This is a genomic window from Parajatrophihabitans canadensis, from assembly GCF_053764775.1.
Window position 1 is genome coordinate 3880222 of sequence record NZ_CM132445.1, and the last position, 21553, is coordinate 3901774.

Sequence of the window (21553 nt, forward strand, 5' to 3'; positions counted from 1 at the left end):
TGCCGCATGCCGAGCTTCAGCGAACCGATTGTTGCCATCAGCCTGACTGCCAATGGGCGCCAGGGCGTGACGTTGTACGCGCCGCCCTGGCAGGACAGCGAGGGCGAAGAATGGCAGGGCTTTCTCGGTGACGGCGCCAAGATCGTGCTGCTGGGCGATGCAGACGAGCTCAACAGCTGGCTGGCGGCAAATCCCGATCACGATCTGTCAGATCACCCCGCTTGGAGTGCCTTCGCCGCGAAGGGCATCGACGCGCTCGAGCCGGCCGACGAAGCCCGCTATGACTTCGATGCCGTTTACGAATGGGCAGCCGCCGAAGCTGATCCGGTGATCGTCTCCGAACTCGGTGACACGGTAGATATCGCCACCCGGATCGCGGAGAGCTGCGAGGACGGCGCCTTGCGTTCGCTGCTGAACAACACGAGGGAATATGCCTTGCTCGTCGAGGGCGAGACCACCTATCACGGCAAGGAAGGCGCCGCGGAGTGGTCTCGGCTCGGCGATGTCATTGCAGACAGTTGGGAACGAGCCCTGAACCGGATCGAAAGCTGGCTACGGTGGGAAGGTTCTAGTGCGCAGCCACTCGATACGGACGCCGCTGAGCAGTGAGTTCTCCGGGGCTGCGTACCGCTTCGGAGGTGCGCGAATCGCTCGATTCTGGAACCTCGAGCGCGGCACAGCTGACCTCTGACTGTCTTGAACGAATTGCCCGACTCAATCCCGACTACAACGCCGTCATTGCGGTGGACGAAGGCGGTGCTGTTGCCGCGGCCAGAGCCAGCGACCGGCGTCGTGCAGCAGGCCGTTCACTCGGACCGCTGGACGGTGTCTGCGTTCTGATCAAGGACAACATCGAGGCCGTTGGGCTGCCTGGCACCGCTGGTTCTCGTGCGCTGCTGCGCTCCGCCCCAATTTCCGACGCACCCGTGGTGCAGCGGCTTCGCAACGCGGGCCTTGTCGTGCTCGGCTCGACGAACCTCTCGGAATGGGCGAACTTCCGGTCGACAGCGTCCACGAGTGGATGGAGCGCCGTGGGCGGCCAGACCAGAAATCCATACGACGTCGAGCGAAACACCTCCGGATCATCGTCCGGATCGGCGGTGGCGGCCGCGCTCGGGCTGGCGCCGCTCACCGTTGGCACCGAGACCGACGGTTCGATCGTGTCGCCGGCCGGCTGCTGCGGAGTCGTCGGGTTCAAGCCGACCCGCGGGCGCGTTCCCGGCTCCCAGATCGTGCCGATCTCGTCGAGACAGGACGTTGCCGGACCGATAACCCGGACCGTCGCCGACGCCGCGGCTCTCTATTCGGTGCTGTGCGGCGATACCGCTAGCCGCTCTGTAGGCAGGCCGTTGACTGATGACCAGCGGATCGACCTTCGCGGGCTGACCGTGTCGGTGTGGCGGCCCGAAATCCCTGACGCTGCTATCAGCAGCAGGCTGAGCGAGATTCTCGAGACTGCGGCGGGTCTCCTCGAAGCGGCTGGCTGCCGGCTGATCGACGCCTCTCCGGTCGCTCCAGCGGGACCATTCCACAGTGCAGAATTCGAGGCGCTGGTGGCCGAGTTCGCCGTCGAGTTGCCCGCCTACCTCGCGCACCGGCCTGGCAACCACCCGCGAACGTGGGCAGAGTTGCTGGCATTCAACCGGGCAGATGGCCTCGAACTCTCGCCGTTCTCCGACGAGATCTTTGCTCTGGCCGCGGCGGCTCCAGCATTGGACTCCGACCAGTACCGAACGGCGCGCGGCAGGGCCGATGCCGAAGCAGCCGCGGCACTCGAGGGGATTCTCAGCGGCGCGGATCTCGCGATCACCCTGACAAACCCTCCTGCCTGGCCAATCGCTTACGGCCAGGCCGAGGACGACCACCTGCCGACGTCGTCACCGGCAGCGGTCACCGGAGCGCCGTCACTGAGCTTGCCCGGCGGTTACCTCAACGGTCTACCCATCGGTATCACCGTATTCGGTCGTCCCGGGCAGGATTCGATGGTGCTCAGCTTCGCCGGCAGCCTGGAGGCGTTGCTTCCGGCACGCATCGACCCACTGGTCAGTTGAGCGGGACGATCATCGCTGGAGGGGTGATCTGGTGCTCCTCGTGCAGAGGCCGCACCGCGGTGCCGATCGCAAAGAACTCCGTGGTGTGATAGCCCCAGATATGGTTCTGCTCTGTCAGTTGCACACCGACGATTCCCTCGGCGCCATGCCCACGCGCCTCTGCCTGCATCCGCCCCATCGCCAGTTCGCGGGCGTCGTAGATACCTTGTGTGTATTGGGGAATCTCGGCATTCTGGCCCATGTTGCGCCACATCTGCCGCATGCCTTGTTGCGCCATGTGATAAACGCAGGTGCCCATAACCATGCCGAGCGGGGCGTAACCGGCCTCGATGAGGGTCCAGAAATCCTGTCCGGACAGGTCTGAGGTGAACGGGCCGCCACTGGAATCACGCCAGCCGCCACGCGCCTGATTGTCCTGCTCAGCTTTGACGGCGGTACCGATAGCGGTGAATTCCGCGATGTGCTCACCGAATTGCACACCGAGAACTTTGAGCCGCACCCCTACGATGCCGTCTGCACCAAGCGCAAACGCCTCCGCCCGCATGCGACCCATTGCCAACTCACGCGCGTGATACATCGCCTGGGTGAGCACACCGAGTTCCATGCTTTGGTTGAAGGACGAGAATTGCGCACCGATGTGGTAGATCGAGGAACCCATCACCAGGCCAAGCGGACGGAACCCCGCTTCGCGCACCAGCAGGAACTCGTTCACCGAGAGGTCAGAGGTGAAGACTGCGCCGGGAGTGCCGTCGGAGTTTTCATAGATCCGACGAGCTGCATCGGCCGGAATGCCGTACTGGGTAAGGTCGACCTGCTGGCGCGGCGCCCCGCCGGCAGTTTCTGCTGCTGGCCCGGTGGCGCCTGTTGGGGTGGTCATGCTTCCTCCACTGACTATGGTTCTGCCGGCACCGATCCGGAGCCGTCACATACGAATCTAGGTCGTCAAACAGTGAACGAGGTGAGTCTCTGCAATGCGGCCGCCGTGCCGGCATGTTCGCGTGCCACCTTTTCGAGCGCGACCGCGAGAGCTTGTGACCACTGCGGTAGCGGAACTGCCTGTCGGGACAGGACGATGCCATTGACTTCGTGCGCAATCGTGGACTCGGTAGCTGCTCCGACAGAGTCTCGACGCAACGAGAAGAGGTTCTCGCCGAGCCGGACCGAGACCGCAACCACCTCGGGCTCGCGTCCCCGAAGCCGACCGACCATGGACGACCGTCGTTCAACCTTCAGATACTCAGCCGGCAATGCACCGTCGAGCGCGGAAAACAGAAAACCGGCATAGACATTGAGGTCAGCGGCCTGCTGTGAGACCGCGGCCGCGAGAGCCTGCAACTCCATATGACGAGCGTAGCCTCACGCGCGCATCGTCCTGGGCGCGCTCGGCGGAATTCAGCCCACTAGGGCCGCGTAGCCGGGCTTGATCTGAGAGTTGATGATCTTCAGCCGGTCGTCGAAACCGATGAACGCGCTTTTCATTGCGTTCACTGTCAGCCACTGCAGATCTGACCAGCCATAGCCGAAGGCCTCGTTCAACAACACCATCTCCTTCGTCATCGAGGTGTTGCTCATCAACCGGTTGTCGGTGTTGACCGTGACCCGAAAGTGCAGTCGGCGCAGCAAGCCGATCGGATGCGCAGCAATAGATGGTGCCGCCCCGGTCTGGATGTTGGACGACGGGCACAGCTCCAACGGAATGCGCTTGTCACGGACGTACTGGGCGAGGCGGCCCAGCTTTGCTGAGGCGACCTGATCCTCCAGGGTCGGTCCAGAGGTCTCGATATCGTCGATGATTCGCACGCCATGGCCGAGTCGGTCCGTTCCACACCATTGAATCGCCTCCCAGATCGACGGCAACCCGAAAGCCTCGCCGGCATGGATCGTGAAATGAAAGTTCTCCCGCCGCAGATACTCGAAGGCGTCCAGATGACGGGACGGCGGAAAGCCCGCTTCGGCGCCGGCGATGTCGAAGCCGACGACGCCCCGGTCGCGGTAGGCGACGGCAAGCTCGGCTATCTCGCGTGACCGAGCGGCATGCCGCATCGCCGTCGCCAACGCGCCGACCCTGATCGTCTGACCCTTCGCCGCCGCGGCGGCCACGCCGTCTTCGAAACCTGCCAGCACCGCGTCGACGACTTGATCCAGCGTGAGGCCTTCGTCGACGTGCTGCTCTGGAGCCCACCTGATCTCGGCGTACACGACGCCGTCCTCGGCCAGGTCCTGGACGCTCTCGCTGGCCACCCGCCGCAACCCGTACGGGGTCTGCATGACCGCGACCGTGTGGGCGAACGTCTCCAGATAGCGCACGAGCGATCCGGAATTGGCGGCGTCGAAGAACCATTCGGCGAGTTGCACTGGATCAGTGGCGGGCAACTTGTCGTAGCCAATTCGTTCGGCCAGTTCGATGATCGTCTGTGGGCGCAAGCCACCGTCCAGATGTTCATGCAGCAGGACCTTCGGTGCGCCGAGGATGGTCTGAGGGGTGACGGGAGCAGCGATCGTTGCTTGGACGGACATGCCCACACGGTAGCGACTCGACGCATCGATGTCTTGATCGTCGCGGAGGTGTTCACTCAGGGGTGGATCGCGATCTGCACCGTAAGGAATTGATCGGGCGTTGCCTGCAGGACCTTCAACCGCGGATCGGGCACTGCCAGCCACGGGCCGCGCGGTAGGTCGAGCAAGGGTGCAAGCCGAGGATCGGCCAACGTCGCCTCACAGGCGGGACGGTCACCGCCCAGAACGAGCGCCTGCAAGCTGGCTGCCTCGGGCAGCAGGATGCGCACCGCAACATCTGCAGCCTCGCCGAAGGCGGCTCTGGCCTGATTTGTCCGGCGACGGGCATAGCGCTGCTGAGACCAACCCCCAGCCTTCGTCGTGCCCTGCACGTACGCCGTGCCGACCTTGGACGCGACGAGGTCACGGCCAACGAAGACACCTGCAGCGAACCCTCCCCGACGAACCAGCAAGACCCCGATGCGCCTTGGGCGGTTGGCGTGCACGGCCAAGGTGGTGAGTGGACGGCCGCCAGAGAGATCCAGCGGCGGAAAGGGAATCTCAAGCCACGCTCGGGAACCGTCCGAAGCTGTCAGCACCACCTGGGTATCGCCTACCGCGGTGGCGATGGCGCCGTGCCGGTCAGCGAAGTTTTCGATCCACTTCGAAACCCGCCCCGCCGCGATAGTGACCCGCCGCGCTTGGGCGGGAATCTCGCTGCTGGCGGCAGTCATGTCAACTGGTGATGCGATCTATTACCAGGGGAGCTCGGGTGAAGGTGCCACCCGAGCTGGCAGAGCTAGCGATGTCTGATTCGATGTCATAGCCGCCGTCTAGCGCCTGCATCGCCCGGCCGAAACGGTCCTCATCGTCAGTGTGTAGCTCCATGAGTGGCTGACCCTGAGTGACGACGTCGCCCGGTTTCGCCATCATGACCACGCCCGCTCCGGCCGACACCGGGTCCTCCTTGCGTGCCCGACCAGCGCCAAGCCGCCACGCAGCGATTCCGACGGCGTAGGCATCCAGCCGAGTGAGCGTGCCCGAGGCGGGTGCTACGACGGTGTGGCGGTGGGCCGCCTGCGGCAGGTCTGCGTCAGGGTCGCCGCCCTGGGCCGCGATCATCCGGCGCCAACTGTCCATCGCGCGGCCATCGCGCAATGCCTCTGCTGGGTCGACGCCGGTGATCCCCGCTCCGGCGAGCATCTCGACCGCGAGTGCGACGGTCAGCTCGATGACATCCGCGGGGCCACCGCCGGCCAACACCTCGACGGATTCTCTGACCTCCAAGGCGTTGCCTGCGGTCAAACCGAGCGGAGTGTTCATATCGGTCAGCAACGCAACGGTGTGAGTGCCCGCCGCCGAGCCCAGCGCGACCATGGTCTCGGCTAGCGTCCGTGCCTGCTGCTCGGTCTTCATGAACGCTCCGGTACCGACCTTCACGTCGAGCACGAGAGCGGATGAACCCTCCGCGATCTTCTTGCTCATGATCGAGCTCGCGATCAGCGGGATTGCCTCTACGGTGCCGGTTACGTCGCGCAAGGCGTAAAGCTTCTTGTCGGCTGGCGCCAACCCGTCGCCGGCAGCACAGACGACGGCGCCTACATCGTTGAGCTGCCGAATGAAGTCGGCGTTGGAGATGTTGGCGCGCCAGCCCGGAATCGACTCGAGCTTGTCGAGCGTGCCTCCGGTATGCCCGAGACCTCTGCCGGACAGCTGCGGTACCGCCGCTCCGAGTGCCGCAACCAGCGGCGCCAACGGCAAAGTGATCTTGTCCCCGACCCCGCCGGTCGAATGCTTGTCGGTGGTTGGTTTGGTGACCGCTGACAGGTCCAGCCGCTCTCCGGAAGCGATCATGGCGTTGGTCCAGCGCGCGAGCTCGCTCGGTTCCATACCGTTGAGCAGAATGGCCATGGCCAAGGCCGCCATCTGCTCCTCGGCTACTGCGCCTCTGGTGTAGGCGTCGATGACCCAGTCGATCTGCTCGTCGGGGATCCGGCCGTGGTCTCGCTTGGTGCTGATGACGCTGACGGCATCGAACGGCTCGGTCATGCGCGCGCCTCTCCTGGGTGGGTGTCGCAGCGTAGATCGCGCTCGAGTCGGCAGTCGATCACAGCAGATCGTCCCGCCCGAACGCGCGGGGCAACAGTTCGGCGATGGTTACCGGGCCGTCGGCGGTATCGACCACCATTCCCGGCGCGGCCTGTTCCCACAGCAGTTGCCGGCATCGCCCACACGGCATCAAGACCTGTTCGTGCTTGTCCACGCAGGCGAAAGCAACGAGCTGGCCGCCGCCAGTCGCATGCAGGTCGGATACCAACCCGCACTCGGCGCACAGCGTAAGGCCGTACGAGGCGTTTTCAACATTGCAACCCGAGACGATCCGGCCGTCAGTTACCAGTGCGGCCGCGCCGACCGGATAATTCGAGTACGGCGCGTACGCACGATGCATCATCGCGCGGGCCTGGGCTCGTATCGCATCCCAATCGATTGCCGGACTATTGGCGGGCACCCGGCCGGTCGACTTCTCTTCGTCCGCATCAGGCATATCTAACTACCTCGCTTTGATTTCGTCTGTGCCGGGAGTCGTTGAGGTCCGCGAGGTCCAACCCTCGGCCGAAGCTAGCCACCTGAATAAGGCTGGCCGTCGGCGGCCGGTGGCTGCACGCGGCCGACGAAGCCGGCGACGGCGAGCAGGGTGGCCAGGTAGGGCAGCATCAACAACAGGCTTGGATCGATGGGTGCGCCCGCTTGGGCGAGCAGCGTCTGCAGCTGATCGGCAAACCCGAACAGCAGAGCGGCGAGGACGGCTCCCTTGGGACTCCACCGGCCGAAGATGACCGCCGCAAGCGCGATGAACCCCTTGCCGTTGGACATGTTCAACCCGAAGGTGCCTGGTGCTCCACTGCCGATCACGAGATACGCGCCCCCAAGGCCGGCGATCAAGCCGGCCAGCAGGACCGCCCGGTAGCGCGTGCGACGAACGTTGATCCCGACAGTGTCGGCCGCCCTCGGATGTTCCCCGACCGATCGCACGCGCAATCCCCACCGGGTGTGGAACAAACCGAAACTGACACCGATCACAAGCAGGTAGGTCGCGTATAGAAAGATCGTGCCGGAAAACAGCACCGACCCGATGACCGGAATATCGCCGAGTATCGGAATCTTGTAGATCTTGAAATAGCCGGGCTCGTTGAACTCACTTGCGTGCGGCGAGAGCAGCTTGTTGAACAGGAAGCTGGTCAAACCTAGGGCAAGGACGTTCAACACCACACCGATGATGACCTGATCGACCAGATAGCGGATGGCCAACACTGCCAGCACCGCGCCCAAGGCCAGGCCGGCAATCATGCCGCCCAGCACGCCGAGCCAGATGCTGCTCGCTACCGTAGCTACCACCGCGGTGACAAAAGCGCCAAGCAGCAGTTGGCCCTCGATCGCCACGTTAACGACGCCCGAACGCTCGCCGATCACGCCAGCCAGGGCGCCAAGGGTGAGCGGGACGGCAAGGAATACCGAACCCTGCAAAAGTGAAACGACGTTGAGACCGTCTGGTGAGCCGGCCACCGACCAGAAGATGACGGCAACCACCAACCCGACAATGGCCACGACTGAACACCATTTCGCCGCGACGACCTGGGTCAGGCGCGCTATGCCAGCAAGAATGACGAGCACGCTGAGCACGATCACGACCGGCTGTGCGGTCGGACCCCATGAGCCCAGATCGTATTTCGCACCCGGCAGGGAGAATTGGAACAGCGCCTTACCGGACACGCGATCGGAAAACCCGAGCAGCCACAACGACAACACGCCCAGCACGATCATGATCGAGCCAGACATGACGTTGCGTGCTACCCGCGGAACCCGGGCCGTGTCAACGACCACCGCGAGGTTAGTCGTAGCCGTATGAAGAGTCGAACGGCCCAATCGCTTCAGGCGGAACACGGCCTGGACAAGTTTCGGCGCTGCGATGAAGATGACGATGAGGGCTTGGATGACGGTGATGATGTCGATCGGGGCGGCGACACCCGGTGTCGCCTGCATCTGGGCGCCGCCCTGACGCAATGCACCGAAAAGGAGCCCCGCTGCCACCACACCCCACGGCCGGTTGCGACCGAGCAGTGCGACCGTGATGGCGTCGAAACCGATGTTCGAGGAGATGTTCGGGGTCACGGCGTACGAGGTCGCGCCACCAAGCGACAGGGTCGTACCGGCCAAGCCCGCGAGCCCACCGCCGATTGCCATCGCCAGCATCGTGATGCCACCGACGCTCATACCGGCCGTCCGCGATGCCGCGGGGTTGGCGCCGACCGCCCGCATCTGAAAGCCGATCGTGCTACGCACCAGGGTCCACGACAGGGCCGCGGCGGCTGCGAGTGCCAGCAAGATACCGAGGTCGACCCGCAGATCAGAGCCGAAGAGGTGGGGCAGTCGCGCGCTGCCGTGAATGGGCTTGCTCGCTTGGGGATTGTTTGGCGCCACGATCGACGGTCGCGCCAGCAAGTACAGCAGGCCGAACCTGGCGATGTAGTTCAGCATGATGGTCGTGATGACCTCATGGGCGCCGGCACGAGCCTTGAGGAAACCAGCGATGAAGCCCCAGAACGCTCCGCCGGCGATGCCGGCTGCAATCGCCAGGATCAGGTGAATGACCGGTGGCAGGGACACTGCGAACCCGACATAGCCTGAGCAGAACGCTCCGACGATGACTTGGCCCTCACCACCGATGTTGAACAGGCCGGCGCGAAAGGCAATGGCAACGCCTAGGCCGCCGAGTATCAGCGGCGTTGCCGTGTAGATCGATCCCATGATCGGGGTCAGCGCTTGCGTCAACGTGGAGGCATGGCTCGGATCGAAGATGGCGCCTTCGAACAGGGCGATATAGGCGTCTCGCAGGGTGAACCAGGCGTCGCTGAAAAAGTCGCCAGGAGACTGGAAGAAGTAACCGAGATCGGTACGAACCTGGTCGTCGGAGAAGACGATCAGCAAACCGCCAAGCAGCAGCGCGAGCAGGATCGACAAGGCGGTCAGAAGCAGGCTGTCCGTCCACTTAGCCTTTGGCTGTTCCGGAGCAGGCGCCGTTTCCTGCCTGACGGGCGTCGCTACTGCCGTCATCGCAGCTCTCCGCTCGTGCCGCCGTCATCGGAGGCCGCATCGGGTATGGGATCGCTCTCAGCATCGACGCCCGCCAGCAGCGTCGGGTTCTCCTCAGCCTCGACAGCCGCTTGCTCAGCCGGTACCCCAGCCATCATCAATCCGACCTCATCGCGGGACGCACCAGCCGGCAACTCCCCAATGATCTTGCCGCGATAGAGCACCACTATGCGGTCCGCGAGATTGAGGATCTCGTCCAGCTCGGTTGAGACGATTACCACCGCGGTCCCCCGGTCACGCTCGGCGACGATGCGTTGATGGATGAATTCCTGCGCGCCCACGTCGACACCGCGAGTGGGCTGGGAGGCCACGAAGACCTTGAGCGGTCGTGACATCTCTCTGGCGATCACCAGTTTCTGCTGATTTCCGCCGGAGAGGTTGTCACCGGGCGTTTCAATGCTCGGGGTCCTGATGTCGAACTCCTCGACGCGCTGTCTGGCGTTCTCACTGATCCTGCGAAGGTTCAGTGACGGCCCGCGGGAGAACGGTTCGTTGTTGTAGAGATCGAGCACCAGGTTTTCCGCAACGGTGAATTGACCCACCAGTCCGTCGTGCTGCCGATCCTCAGGGACAAAACCGACTCCAGAGCCAAGGATGTCATCCACGCCCTTACCGACGATGTCCTCACCCAGCAGCTCGATGGATCCGGAGATCGGCAGCCGCAGGCCGAGCAGAGCTTCGACCAATTCTTCTTGACCGTTGCCCTGCACACCGGCCAGCGCGACGATTTCACCGGCATGCACCGTGAGGTCAAGACCTTCGACGGTCGTGTGACCGCGATCATCGGCGATCGTCACATTTGTGAGGGTCAAGGCGGGATCACCAGGGCGCGACGGGCCTTTGTCGACTGTGAGGCTGACCGATCTGCCCACCATCAGGCTGGCCAATTCTGCCTCGGTCGAACCAGGCGATGCCTCGCCGACAACCTTGCCACGTCTGATGATCGTGATGCGATCGGCGATCGCCTTGACCTCGCGGAGTTTGTGGGTGATGAAAACGATGGATTTTCCGGCCGACCGGAGCTCGTTCATGACCCGGATCAAGTCGTCGATCTCTTGCGGCGTGAGGACGGCCGTCGGCTCGTCGAGGATCAGCACACTGGCATCGCCCAACAACGCTTTGAGAATCTCGACCCGCTGTTGAACCCCGACCGGGAGATCGCCGACCAGCGTGTCCGGATCGACGGAAAGTCCATAGCGCTCTGACAACTCGGTTACTCGGGCTCGGGCGGTTTTTCGGTCCAGCCGGCCGAGTGGGCCGCTCGTCCACTCATGGCCGAGCATGACGTTCTCAGCAACGGTAAACACCGGAACCAGCATGAAGTGCTGATGAACCATCCCGATCCCAGCGGCGAGGGCATCTCCCGGACCGGCGAACGTGCGCTTCTCCCCGTCGATCACGATGGCACCGTCATCGGGTTGGTACATCCCGTAGAGCACGTTCATCAACGTTGACTTGCCCGCGCCGTTCTCGCCCAGCAGGGCGTGGATCTCCCCCGGCTCCACGGTCAGATCGATCGAATCATTGGCGATCAGGGAACCGAAGCGCTTCGTGATCCCTTGAAGCTCGAGTCTCATGTTCTCGTCTTCTCCCTCGCTGATGTTCGCTCGCGTCGCGGTGCCTGCTGCGCCCTACCGTGCTTCTCAAGCGTTTTCGAGCCTCTTCACGTCGGCGAGCCCGCGTTGTCGAGCCCGAGTAACCGAGCCTGCGTCGGCGAGCCCGCGTCGTGAACGCCGCCGAGTTCGGACACTAACCCAGCAAGGTGATCAACGCACGGGAGGCATCGCAGACACGCAGAGCCGACACGCATAGGCGCTGCGCTGGTCTGTCGACCAGCGCAGCGCCTGTGCACCAACGTGAGTTCCTCTCCTCGACCGGTGAGGATCGAGACGCCTTAACCTATTTGAGCTACTTAGGCTGGGACTTCGAGGTGATCGTGATCTTGCCGGACTGGATGTCGGTGGCGACCTGAGTCAGCTCGGACTGCAGACCCGAATCCACCTTCGAGGCGAAGTCGTGGAAGTCGGCGAGACCGACACCCTTGTTCTGCAGCGTGCCCACATAGTCGGTTGTCGAGTAGTTGCCCGCCGAACCGTCCTCGACCGCCTTCTGAACCGCGGCGGCAATGTTCTTCTCAACCGTGGTCAGGAAGACGCTCCCGTACTGCGGAGCTGAGACGAAACCGTCGGTGTCAACCCAGATAACGACGGCCTTGCCGGTCGATTTCGCGACCGCGGCGCTGCCCAGCCCGGTGCCGCCGGCAACCGGGAAGATGATGTCTGCACCCTGAGCGATGAAGTTGCTCGCGAGCTGCTGACCCTTGTTCTGGTCAGTGAACGACGATGCGAAGCTGCCCTTCTGGGTTGCCTCGTCCCAACCTAGAAGCTGGACATTCTTGCTCTTCTGTTTGTTGTAGTAGGTGATGCCCTCTTGGAAACCGTCCATGTAGATGGTGACCGGCGGGATCGGCAGCCCACCGTAGGTCGCCACCTTGCCCGACTTGGAGTAGCCAGCCGCTAGGTAGCCGCCCAGGAAACCGGCCTGAGCCGTGTTGAACTGCAGGCCCTGCAAGTTCGTACCGTTGCCGGCCGAGTCGACCTCGACGAAGTGCTGGTCCGGTGCACCCTTGGCCGCCGCCACCGTTGCGTCGGCCATCAGACCGCCGACCGTCACGATGAGCTTGCAACCCTGCGTCTGCAGAGACTTGATGTTCGTCGCGTAGTCAGTCTCGGCCTTGGACTGGACGTAACTGACCTTGGCCTTGCCCTCGGACTGCGCGGCCTGCATACCCTGCCAAGCAGCCGCGTTGAACGACTTGTCGTCGATGCCACCGGTGTCGGTGACCATGCAGGCGGTGTAGTTCGCGGCTGCGGCGCTCGTGCCGCCCGACGAGGACCCGCTCGAGCCGCTCGAGCCAGAATCCGACTTGGAACCACAGGCACCAAGCAGCAGTGCGGCAGCTGCCACGCTCGCGATTACGGCGGTTCGCCGATAGTTCTGCAGTAGTAGCAAAACCGTCTCCCTTACTCAGTCCTTGGCGGAGGCTCCGCGCCCCCGATCGGATGGGAACGTTAGCCCTACTATGTGACGGCATAGAAACGTGGCGGAGGTTTGTCATCCGATTGTTGTGCGGCTGATTCTTCAGGACGGCAGCGCCGCAGCCTTTCGGCGAAAATACGCCAAGGTACGGCCGGGTCGTGGGCAACTTCCGACAATGACGCCTGAAGCGGCCCCGGCGCCGTTGACGAACCAAAGTGCTCAATAAATCCTGCTGGATAGGCCTGCTGTCCGCGAAATCACATCGGGCCGCAGTCTTCTGGGCCCCCTCCCGCGCCACGACTAAGGTTGTTGCGTTCAGCTGGCGAGCAAGAGGAGTACATCCGTGGGCGACGGAGTATCGAGCGAGGTACGAGCGGGGCAGACGTCAAGCCCCGCCGGAGGTAGCGCGTGAGCGCGATACCCACCTCGAGGTCTGCCTCACAGGCGACGCCGAGGACGCCGGCCAAGACGAAGTTCGGCGGCACGCTCTACCGCGGACGCGAGGGTATGTGGTCCTGGGTCGCTCATCGCATCACAGGCGTCCTGACGTTCTTCTTCCTGTTTGCGCATGTGCTCGACACGGCGCTCGTTCGCGTCTCACCAGAGTCCTACGACAAGGTGATCGCCACCTACAAGAACCCGTTCGTGAACCTGATGGAGATCGGGCTGGTCGGTGCGGTGCTCTACCACGCGCTGAACGGGCTGCGCATCATCGCGGTCGATTTCTGGTCCCGCGGGCCGAAGCTGCAGCGCCAGATGCTTTGGGTCATCGTTGCCGTGTGGCTCGTGGTCATGGTCCCGGGTGCGTTCTTCATGTTCAAGCACTCATTCGAAGTTCTGTTCGGGAGCAAGTAGCGATGTCATCGGCTGACGAATTCTCCACCGTGCAGAGCAGCAGCGCCGCTGGTTCGTTGAACGTCATCGCGCCGCGCACGCCGCAACGACGATCTCGTGGGCGTACGAACACCGAGCTCTACGCGTGGCTGTTCATGCGAGTCTCAGGCATTCTGCTGGTCGTCCTCGTTCTCGGGCATCTGTTCATCATGAACATCCTCGACGGCGGTGTTCAGCGCATCAACTTCGGCTTCGTTGCCGGCCGCTGGGCCTCACCGTTCTGGCAGGTGTGGGACCTTCTGATGTTGTGGCTGGCCCAGATTCACGGCACTAACGGCCTGCGAACGATCATCAATGACTACACCCGAAAGGACCAGACCCGGTTCTGGCTCAAGATGGCGCTCTACACCGCGTCAACGCTGGTGATCGCACTCGGCACGCTGGTGATTTTCACCTTTGACCCGAACATCAACTAGCGCTGGTTACCCAGTTCGCGACCCGCGTGCCGAACGAAACTGAAAGCTGAGTCACCTCGATATGCAAAGCCACAAGTACGACGTAGTCATCGTCGGAGCCGGGGGCGCCGGAATGCGCGCGGCCCTCGAGTCGTCCGGGCGGGTCCGTACGGCCGTGCTGACCAAGCTCTACCCAACCCGTAGCCACACCGGCGCGGCCCAAGGCGGTATGTGTGCCGCACTGGCCAACGTCGAAGAGGACAACTGGGAATGGCACACGTTCGACACCATCAAGGGCGGTGACTACCTGGTCGACCAGGATGCCGCCGAGGTGATGTGCAAAGAAGCCATCGACGCAGTGCTCGACCTCGAGCGGATGGGGCTGCCGTTCAACCGAACTCCGGCTGGACGGATCGACCAGCGACGCTTCGGTGGCCACACCCGCAACCACGGTGAGGCGCCCGTCCGTCGCTCGTGTTACGCCGCTGATCGCACCGGGCACATGATCCTTCAGACGCTTTATCAAAACTGCGTCAAGCAAGGCGTCGAGTTCTTCAACGAGTTCTACGTTCTGGACTTGCTCATGACTCCCAACGCCGACGGCGTCGACGTCGCCTCCGGGGTGGTCGCCTACGAGCTGGCGACCGGCGAAATCCACATCTTCAACGCGAAATCCGTCGTGTTGGCGACCGGTGGATTCGGCAAGGTCTTCAAGACCACGTCGAACGCCCACACGCTCACCGGTGACGGTATGGGCGTCGTCTGGCGCAAGGGCTTGCCACTGGAGGACATGGAGTTCTTCCAGTTCCACCCGACGGGCCTGGCCGGACTCGGCATTCTGCTGTCGGAGGCCGCTCGTGGTGAGGGCGCGATCCTGCGTAACGCCGATGGTGAGCGGTTCATGGAGCGTTACGCGCCGACCATCAAGGACCTCGCGCCCCGTGACATCGTGGCCCGCTCGATGGCCAACGAGGTGCGCGAGGGACGCGGCGCCGGCCCGCACAAGGACTACGTGCTGCTGGACCTCACACACCTGCCGCGCGAGCAGATCGACGCAAAGCTGCCCGACATCACCGAATTCGCCAGAACCTACCTCGGCGTCGAGCCCTACACCGAGCCCGTGCCGGTGTACCCGACCGCGCACTACGCGATGGGTGGCGTGCCAACGAATATCGAGGCCGAGGTGCTGCGCAACAACACCGACGTCGTCCCCGGGTTGTACGCGGCTGGCGAGGTCGCTTGTGTCTCGGTGCATGGGTCGAACCGGCTCGGCACGAACTCCCTGCTGGACATCAATGTCTTCGGTCGGCGGGCAGGCATCGCGGCAGCGGAGTACGCGATGAAGGCCGACCTGCCTGAGTTGCCAGCCGATCCGCAGGTGATGGTCGAGGGCATGGTCAGCAAGCTGCTCACCTCCACGGGAACCGAGAAGGTGAACACCATCCGCACCGAATTGCAGAACACCATGGACCGCAACGCTCAGGTGTTCCGGACGGAGGAATCCCTGTCCGAGGCCGAACGCGATATCCACGCCTTGCGCGAGCGCTATGAGAACGTCGCCATATCGGACAAGGGCAAGCGCTACAACTCCGACCTGCTCGAGGCGGTCGAACTCGGCTTCCTTCTCGACCTGGCGGAGGTGCTCGTGATCTCGGCCAGAAACCGCAAGGAATCCCGCGGCGGGCATGCACGCGAGGACTATCTGGAACGCGACGATGCCAACTACATGCAGCACACGATGGCTTACCGCGCCGAGGACGGTTCGGTGAACCTCGACTGGAAGCCGGTCGTCGTCACCCGTTATCAGCCGATGGCCCGCAAGTACTGATCTCGAAGGAATCGAGCCCACCATGACTGCAGTTGCTGAGCGTCCCGCCGTGGCCCCCGTTGAGGCGCCGGTGTCACGGCCCATCGAGGTCAAGATCAGGCGCTACAACCCCGAGGTTTCCGAAGAGGTCAACTGGGTCACGTACACGGTTGATGCCTTCCCGACCGATCGGGTGCTCAACCTGCTCATGAAGATCAAAGGCGAACAGGACGGGACGCTGACCTTCCGTCGATCATGTGCACACGGCGTCTGCGGCTCGGATGCCATGCGGATCAACGGGGTCAATCGCCTCGCCTGCAAGGTCTTGATGAAGGACATGCCCGACCGTCTCACCATCGAGCCGATCAAAGGCCTGCCGGTGGAGAAGGACCTTGTCGTCGATATGGAACCCTTCTTCGAGGCGTACCGCGCAGTCAAGCCATTTCTGATCACGACGGGCAACGAGCCGTCGAAGGAGTGGTTGCAGTCTCAGGCGGACCGAGACCGTTTCGACGACACCACGAAGTGCATTCTCTGCGCTGCCTGCACGACTTCGTGCCCGGTCTTCTGGACCGATGGTTCGTATTTCGGCCCGGCGGCGATCGTGAACGCGCACCGGTTCATCTTCGACTCCCGTGACCAGGGTGCCGAGGAGCGGCTCGAAATCCTCAACGACCGCGAAGGCGTCTGGCGCTGTCGGACAACGTTCAACTGCACCGAGGCCTGCCCGCGCGGCATTCAGATCACCAAGGCCATCGCTGAGGTGAAGCAGGCTCTGCTGTTTCGCCGAGTCTGACGCCGTCCGCGCTGCATACCAACCTCCCCGCCAGCGTCAGGCCCCCGCACCCCACCCGAACCGGTATACCCACAAGTCGCTATGACGACCCCGCTGTATACCAACCTCCCCCGCCAGCGTCAGGCCCCCGCACCCCACCCGAACCGGTATACCCACAAGTCGCTATGACGACCCCGCTGTATACCAACCTCCCCCGCCAGCGTCAGGCCAAGGCGCGTCGCAGCTGGCTGACAACCAGCTCGGGTTGATCTCGCACGATCATGCTCGGAAAGCGCAACACGACTGCCTCGGCAAGGACCAGCTCATTTTGGCGGTGCTGATCGTCCCACCATCTCGCCTGACTCAAGTGCAACGCACCGTCGACCTCGGCTACGACCAATCGACCATCGCCGCGGCGCCAGCTCGCGTCAAGATATCGTCGCCTGCCGCCAGGCTCGTCGCGAACACGCTGGCGGAAAGGCTCTGGCAATCCGGCCCGGCGGCACAGTCGTACGAAGTCGATCTCACTCAACGCCTGCGATCCCCCGGCAATATCGTGCACCGCCGCGATCAGTGCCTTGCGATGTCGGAGAGTCGGGCGCCGAGCAAGTTCATCGGAAAGCGACTGTGGACTGAGCAGACGCTGCTGCACGGCTGCTGCGCAGATGCCGCAGGCCGGTCGCGGTGACCGAAACGTGGTCGCGGCAACGATCAGTGCAGCCGGTAGCACCTGACACCTCTTGGCGAACGGATCCGTGGCGATCTCGCACAGCCGGGTTCTGTGAACAGCCACGATCAAACCTGCCAACCGGACGTTCCTCGTCCCCAGTGGAGTTAGCACGTGCGCTTCGTCGCGCTCCCAGCCAACGAGGCCGTGGATCTCTGCCGCAGTAAACGCAGTCAACATCGCGCGCGGCCCCGAATTGATTAGCGCAACGTCCCAACCTTGACGTCTGGTTAGTGGGCCGTTGTGCATGACAATCGCGCGACCACAGGAACGCCAGCGACCAGCCGCGATTCGCGCCTTGATCTCACCTTGCGTCACGCCGGCGAGTCGAAGCGCTGCCCGGGATTGCACGTGACGACTGCCCGTCCCTGCCGCGAAGGTACGAGATGCCGCTTGCGTGTACACGACATCGATGTTCGGCCGGTCTCGGGCGCCGCGGCAGCGTGCCATAGAACTGTGGACCCTCGTCGAGCCTGTGGACTCGAGGTTGGTATACGTACAAGCGGTCATGACGACCCGCGCGTATACCGGTTGGCGGGTGAACAGGTGGCGGCAAAAAGCGAAGCTACACCGGGACGATATCCGCAGCGCCTAATCGAGCCGCATCGGCGGTCGCATCGTCGGGTTGCTCTTGTGATTCCCGCTCGGCCTGTACCCGCGAAACATAATGCTCGATCTCGGTCGCGCGGTGTGCATCGTCCCAGCCCAGTAGCGGCGCCATCAGTCCGGCTACCACGGGCGCAGCCGAGACCCCACGGTCCCAGGCCTCGATCGACGCGCGCGTGCGCCTGGCGAGCACGTCGTCGAGGTGCCGCGCGCCCTCGTGGGTAACGGCATACACCACTTCTGCCAGCAGGTAATCGTCGACGCCGGGCAGCGGCTCTGCCAGCCCGGGATCAGTTTTCACCAGCATCAACAGGTCATGCAGCAGGCTGCCGTATCGGTTGAGCAGATGATCGATCCGGACAACGTGCAACCCAGATTCCGCGGCCAGCCGATGCCGCTGATTTCGCACACCCTCGAAACCCTCGGCACCCGCCAACTGAATGGTGTCGGTGCACGAGTCGGGGACCAATTGATCCATCCCCCGCACGGCTTCGTCCACTGCGTCTTTGGCCATTATTCGATATGTCGTGTACTTGCCACCCGCAACCACGACCAGCCCCGGTACCGGATGACCCACAACATGTTCCCGGGAGAGCTTCGATGTCAATTCCGATTCACCTGATAGCAACGGACGAAGCCCGGCATAGACGCCTTCGACATCGGCGCGGCTCAACGGCGCGGAGAGCACCGAATTCACTTGTTCCAGTAGGTAATCGATGTCGCGGGCGCTCGCCGCAGGATGCGCGAGATCCAGGTTCCAGTCGGTATCGGTGGTTCCGATGATCCAATGCCGCCCCCACGGAATCACGAAAAGCACGGACGTCGCGGTTCGCAGGATGAGTCCGGTACTCGATTGCAGCCGATCCCGCGGCACCACCAGATGCACGCCTTTGGACGCACGCACGTGAAATTGCCCGCGGGTGTCGGCCATCCGCTGAGTTTCATCGGTCCACACGCCCGTGGCGTTGATGACCTGCTTGGCGCGTACCTCGAACTCGTTGCCCGTTTCCAGATCAATCAACCGGGCGCCGGTGACCCGTTCGCCCTCGCGCAAGAAGCCGACCACTCGAGTTCGGTTCGCGGCCAGCGCGCCGAAGGAGACTGCGGTGCGCACCACCGTCATGGTGTGTCGGGCGTCGTCGACCTGTGCATCCCAATATTGCACTGCGCCTACAAGGGAATCCTTCCTCAGCGCGGGAGCCTCGCGTCGCGCGCGCCGCCGCGTCAGATGCCGGTGATGAGGCAGCCCGCGGGAGTTCCGGCCGGCCGAGGCCATGACGTCGTAGAGCAGCACTCCCCCGCCGACGTAAGCACGTTCCCAACCTCGATGCGTGAGCGGATACAAGAACGGGACGGGACGAATCAGGTGCGGGGCAAGCCGCTGGATCAGCAGACCACGTTCGTGCAGTGCCTCGCGGACCAAGCCGAAGTCGAGCATCTCCAGATATCGCAGGCCGCCGTGGATGAGCTTGCTCGAGCGACTGGAGGTACCGCTGGCCCAATCTCGAGCCTCGACGATCACGGTCGACAGGCCCCGGGTCACAGCGTCGAGCGCGGCACCAGCGCCAACCACGCCACCGCCGACGATCAGCACGTCGACTTCTGGCGCGGCGGCCATAGCGACCAAGGCCTCTGACCGGCCCTGCGGAGACATAGCTGGTGTGCTCACCGGCTGCCTTTCTGATCGGGACTCGACCACCAGCCTATGCAGTCAGAGTGAACGCCCGTCGTGACTGCCCTGACCAGCCGCGCTAGTCGACGTCAACCCACCCCAAAGTTCGCTCCACGGCCTTTTGCCACCCCGCATAACCTTCGGCGCGCCGCTGGGCCGACCAGGACGGCTGCCACCGCCTGGACTCCTGCCAGTTCGCGCGCAGTTCATCCGTATCCTGCCAAAATCCAACCGCGAGCCCCGCTGCGTAGGCCGCCCCGAGCGCTGTCGTCTCGGCAACCACCGGTCGACTGACCGGCACGCCCAGGATGTCGGCCTGTAACTGCATGCACAGTGCGTTTGCGGTTACGCCCCCGTCTACCTTCAACACATCCAGCGTTACCTTGGAATCGCGCTCCATCGCCTCGCTGACGTCGCGGGTCTGATAACAGATGGCCTCGAGGGTGGCACGGGCAACATGTGCGTTGGTGTTGAATCGGGACAGTCCGAGGATTGCGCCGCGAGCGTCGGAACGCCAGTACGGCGCGAACAGACCCGAAAACGCCGGCACGAAGTACACACCGCCGTTGTCGGGTACCTGCCCGGCCAGTGCTTCGACCTCTGAGGCGCCGGAGATGATCCCCAGCTGATCGCGCAGCCACTGCACCGCCGAGCCTGTTACCGCGATAGAACCTTCCAAGGCGTAAACGGCTTTCTCAGCTGCGAACTGGTAGCACACCGTGGTTAAAAGGCCGTTCTCGCTTCGCACGAGGTTGGTGCCTGTGTTCAGAAGCATGAAATTGCCGGTGCCGTAGGTGTTCTTCGCCTCGCCTGGGGCAAAGCACACCTGGCCGACCGTCGCCGCCTGCTGGTCGCCAAGGTCAGCGGTGATCCTGACCCCGCCCGACGTAGTCGCGAGCGTGGTCAGCTCGCCATAACCCGAGGGGTCAGACGACGGACGGATGCGGGGCAGCATGCCACGCGGAATGTCGAAGAACGACAGCAGTTCGTCATCCCAGTCCAACGTCTCGAGATTCATCAGCATCGTCCGGCTGGCGTTGGTCGGGTCGGTGACGTGTACGCCACCGCGAATACCGCCGGTCAAGTTCCAGATCAACCACGAGTCGGTGGTGCCAAAGATCGCTTCGCCGCGCTCGGCGTCTGCCCGGACACCCTCGACGTTTTCCAGGATCCACTGGATCTTGCCAGCTGAGAAGTAGGTTGCCGGCGGCAGTCCGGCCTTCCGGCGAATCACATCACCTCGACCGTCCCGGTCGAGCGCCGAGGCGATTCGATCGGTCCGGGTGTCCTGCCAGACGATCGCGTTGTAATAGGGTCGCCCAGTCTTTCGGTTCCAGATGACGGTCGTCTCACGCTGGTTCGTGACGCCTATCGCGGCGAAGTCCGCGGCGGTCAAACCGGCCCGATTGACGGCCGTCTGTAACACCGCGTTGCAGCGCTCGACTATCTCGATCGGGTTGTGCTCGACCCAGCCCGCTCTCGGAAGCAACTGCTCGTGTTCGAGTTGGTGCTTGCCCTTCTCGTTTCCGTCATGATCGAAAATCATGAATCGTGAGCTAGTTGTTCCCTGATCTATTGCCCCGACGAAATCGGCCATCGCGCCCTCCTGGCGTCTGCCTGAAACCGAGCGCCGGCCTAGCCGCGCGTGGCCGAGTCGACCGCATCCTGAGCTGTCTGCCGCGAACTCGCGGCCCGCCAGCCTCGTACCCCTATCCAGCCGATGATGAGGCCGAGGCTCAGCGAAACGACGGTAAGCGCAAGGTGGACGAGGAAGAACCCGGTCGGTCCGTGGTCGAATGACCGGTCGTCCTTCCAGATGTTGTGCAGGAAGGTTGGCCAGATCCAGAGGGACCAGATACCGAACGCGATGAGAAAACCCGAGACCCGCTTCGACAACAACACCTTGCAAGTATCCCCCGCCGCGACCCGTAGCCTTACAG

The 21553-nt window shown here is 63.5% G+C and carries 19 protein-coding genes; 6 read left to right on the forward strand and 13 right to left on the reverse strand.

The window, feature by feature from the left end; all coding sequences use genetic code 11:
* Positions 1–6: 6 nt before the first annotated feature.
* A complete protein-coding gene (locus ACSMXN_RS18665) occupies positions 7–609 on the forward strand; it encodes a hypothetical protein (RefSeq protein ID WP_022913823.1) in 603 nt (200 codons plus the stop codon).
* The gene (locus ACSMXN_RS18670; RefSeq protein WP_022913824.1) at positions 606–2051 is read left to right on the forward strand and encodes an amidase family protein; all 1446 of its coding nucleotides are present in this window, start codon (positions 606–608) and stop codon (positions 2049–2051) included. The genes ACSMXN_RS18665 and ACSMXN_RS18670 overlap by 4 nt, the downstream gene beginning before the upstream one ends.
* Here ACSMXN_RS18670 and ACSMXN_RS18675 read toward each other — a convergent pair.
* The 9 genes from ACSMXN_RS18675 to ACSMXN_RS18715 form a co-directional block, all read right to left on the reverse strand.
* Positions 2044–2928 carry a heavy metal-binding domain-containing protein gene (locus ACSMXN_RS18675; RefSeq protein WP_022913825.1) on the reverse strand — a complete coding sequence of 295 codons (885 nt, stop codon included), beginning with the start codon at positions 2926–2928 and terminating at the stop codon, positions 2044–2046. The two genes, ACSMXN_RS18670 and ACSMXN_RS18675, sit on opposite strands and share 8 nt — an antisense overlap.
* A gap of 65 nt (positions 2929–2993) precedes the next feature.
* Entirely contained in the window at positions 2994–3392 is a 399-nt protein-coding gene (locus ACSMXN_RS18680; protein ID WP_022913826.1) for a hypothetical protein, read from the reverse strand.
* A gap of 51 nt (positions 3393–3443) precedes the next feature.
* Entirely contained in the window at positions 3444–4568 is a 1125-nt protein-coding gene (locus ACSMXN_RS18685; RefSeq protein ID WP_022913827.1) for an adenosine deaminase, read from the reverse strand.
* Between the two features lie 56 nt (positions 4569–4624).
* Positions 4625–5281 carry an acVLRF1 family peptidyl-tRNA hydrolase gene (locus ACSMXN_RS18690; protein ID WP_022913828.1) on the reverse strand — a complete coding sequence of 219 codons (657 nt, stop codon included), beginning with the start codon at positions 5279–5281 and terminating at the stop codon, positions 4625–4627.
* Between the two features lies 1 nt (position 5282).
* Positions 5283–6596, reverse strand: coding sequence for a thymidine phosphorylase (locus tag ACSMXN_RS18695; RefSeq protein WP_022913829.1), 1314 nt, complete (start codon positions 6594–6596; stop codon positions 5283–5285).
* 58 nt (positions 6597–6654) lie between these two features.
* A complete protein-coding gene (locus ACSMXN_RS18700; protein WP_022913830.1) occupies positions 6655–7092 on the reverse strand; it encodes a cytidine deaminase in 438 nt (145 codons plus the stop codon).
* 74 nt (positions 7093–7166) lie between these two features.
* Complete coding sequence (locus ACSMXN_RS18705) at positions 7167–9659, reverse strand: ABC transporter permease subunit (protein WP_051148914.1); 2493 nt, start codon at positions 9657–9659, stop codon at positions 7167–7169.
* Entirely contained in the window at positions 9656–11275 is a 1620-nt protein-coding gene (locus ACSMXN_RS18710; protein ID WP_022913831.1) for an ABC transporter ATP-binding protein, read from the reverse strand. The genes ACSMXN_RS18705 and ACSMXN_RS18710 overlap by 4 nt, the downstream gene beginning before the upstream one ends.
* Before the next feature lie 331 nt (positions 11276–11606).
* Positions 11607–12665, reverse strand: a complete 1059-nt coding sequence (locus ACSMXN_RS18715) for a BMP family ABC transporter substrate-binding protein (protein WP_196811319.1) — start codon at positions 12663–12665, stop codon at positions 11607–11609.
* Between the two features lie 489 nt (positions 12666–13154).
* On the opposite strand from ACSMXN_RS18715, the gene sdhC reads away from it, so the two are divergent.
* From sdhC to ACSMXN_RS18735, 4 genes are all read left to right on the forward strand, one after another.
* Complete coding sequence (sdhC, locus tag ACSMXN_RS18720; protein ID WP_196811328.1) at positions 13155–13592, forward strand: succinate dehydrogenase, cytochrome b556 subunit; 438 nt, start codon at positions 13155–13157, stop codon at positions 13590–13592.
* 2 nt (positions 13593–13594) lie between these two features.
* Complete coding sequence (locus tag ACSMXN_RS18725; protein ID WP_022913834.1) at positions 13595–14047, forward strand: succinate dehydrogenase hydrophobic membrane anchor subunit; 453 nt, start codon at positions 13595–13597, stop codon at positions 14045–14047.
* 61 nt (positions 14048–14108) lie between these two features.
* Positions 14109–15854: a succinate dehydrogenase flavoprotein subunit gene (gene sdhA / locus ACSMXN_RS18730; protein ID WP_022913835.1), complete on the forward strand. Its 1746-nt coding sequence runs from the start codon at positions 14109–14111 to the stop codon at positions 15852–15854.
* 22 nt (positions 15855–15876) lie between these two features.
* A complete protein-coding gene (locus ACSMXN_RS18735) occupies positions 15877–16629 on the forward strand; it encodes a succinate dehydrogenase iron-sulfur subunit (protein ID WP_022913836.1) in 753 nt (250 codons plus the stop codon).
* A 202-nt stretch (positions 16630–16831) separates the two neighbouring features.
* On the opposite strand, the gene ACSMXN_RS18740 is transcribed toward ACSMXN_RS18735, so the two are convergent.
* From ACSMXN_RS18740 to ACSMXN_RS18755, 4 genes are all read right to left on the reverse strand, one after another.
* Positions 16832–17740, reverse strand: a complete 909-nt coding sequence (locus tag ACSMXN_RS18740; RefSeq protein WP_155958416.1) for a PDDEXK family nuclease — start codon at positions 17738–17740, stop codon at positions 16832–16834.
* Positions 17741–17900: 160 nt separating this feature from the next.
* Positions 17901–19595 carry a glycerol-3-phosphate dehydrogenase/oxidase gene (locus ACSMXN_RS18745; protein WP_022913838.1) on the reverse strand — a complete coding sequence of 565 codons (1695 nt, stop codon included), beginning with the start codon at positions 19593–19595 and terminating at the stop codon, positions 17901–17903.
* A 97-nt stretch (positions 19596–19692) separates the two neighbouring features.
* The gene (gene glpK / locus ACSMXN_RS18750) at positions 19693–21210 is read right to left on the reverse strand and encodes a glycerol kinase GlpK (protein ID WP_022913839.1); all 1518 of its coding nucleotides are present in this window, start codon (positions 21208–21210) and stop codon (positions 19693–19695) included.
* Between the two features lie 38 nt (positions 21211–21248).
* On the reverse strand, positions 21249–21515 hold the full coding sequence (locus tag ACSMXN_RS18755) for an SCO4848 family membrane protein (protein ID WP_022913840.1): 267 nt from the start codon (positions 21513–21515) through the stop codon (positions 21249–21251).
* Positions 21516–21553 lie beyond the last annotated feature (38 nt).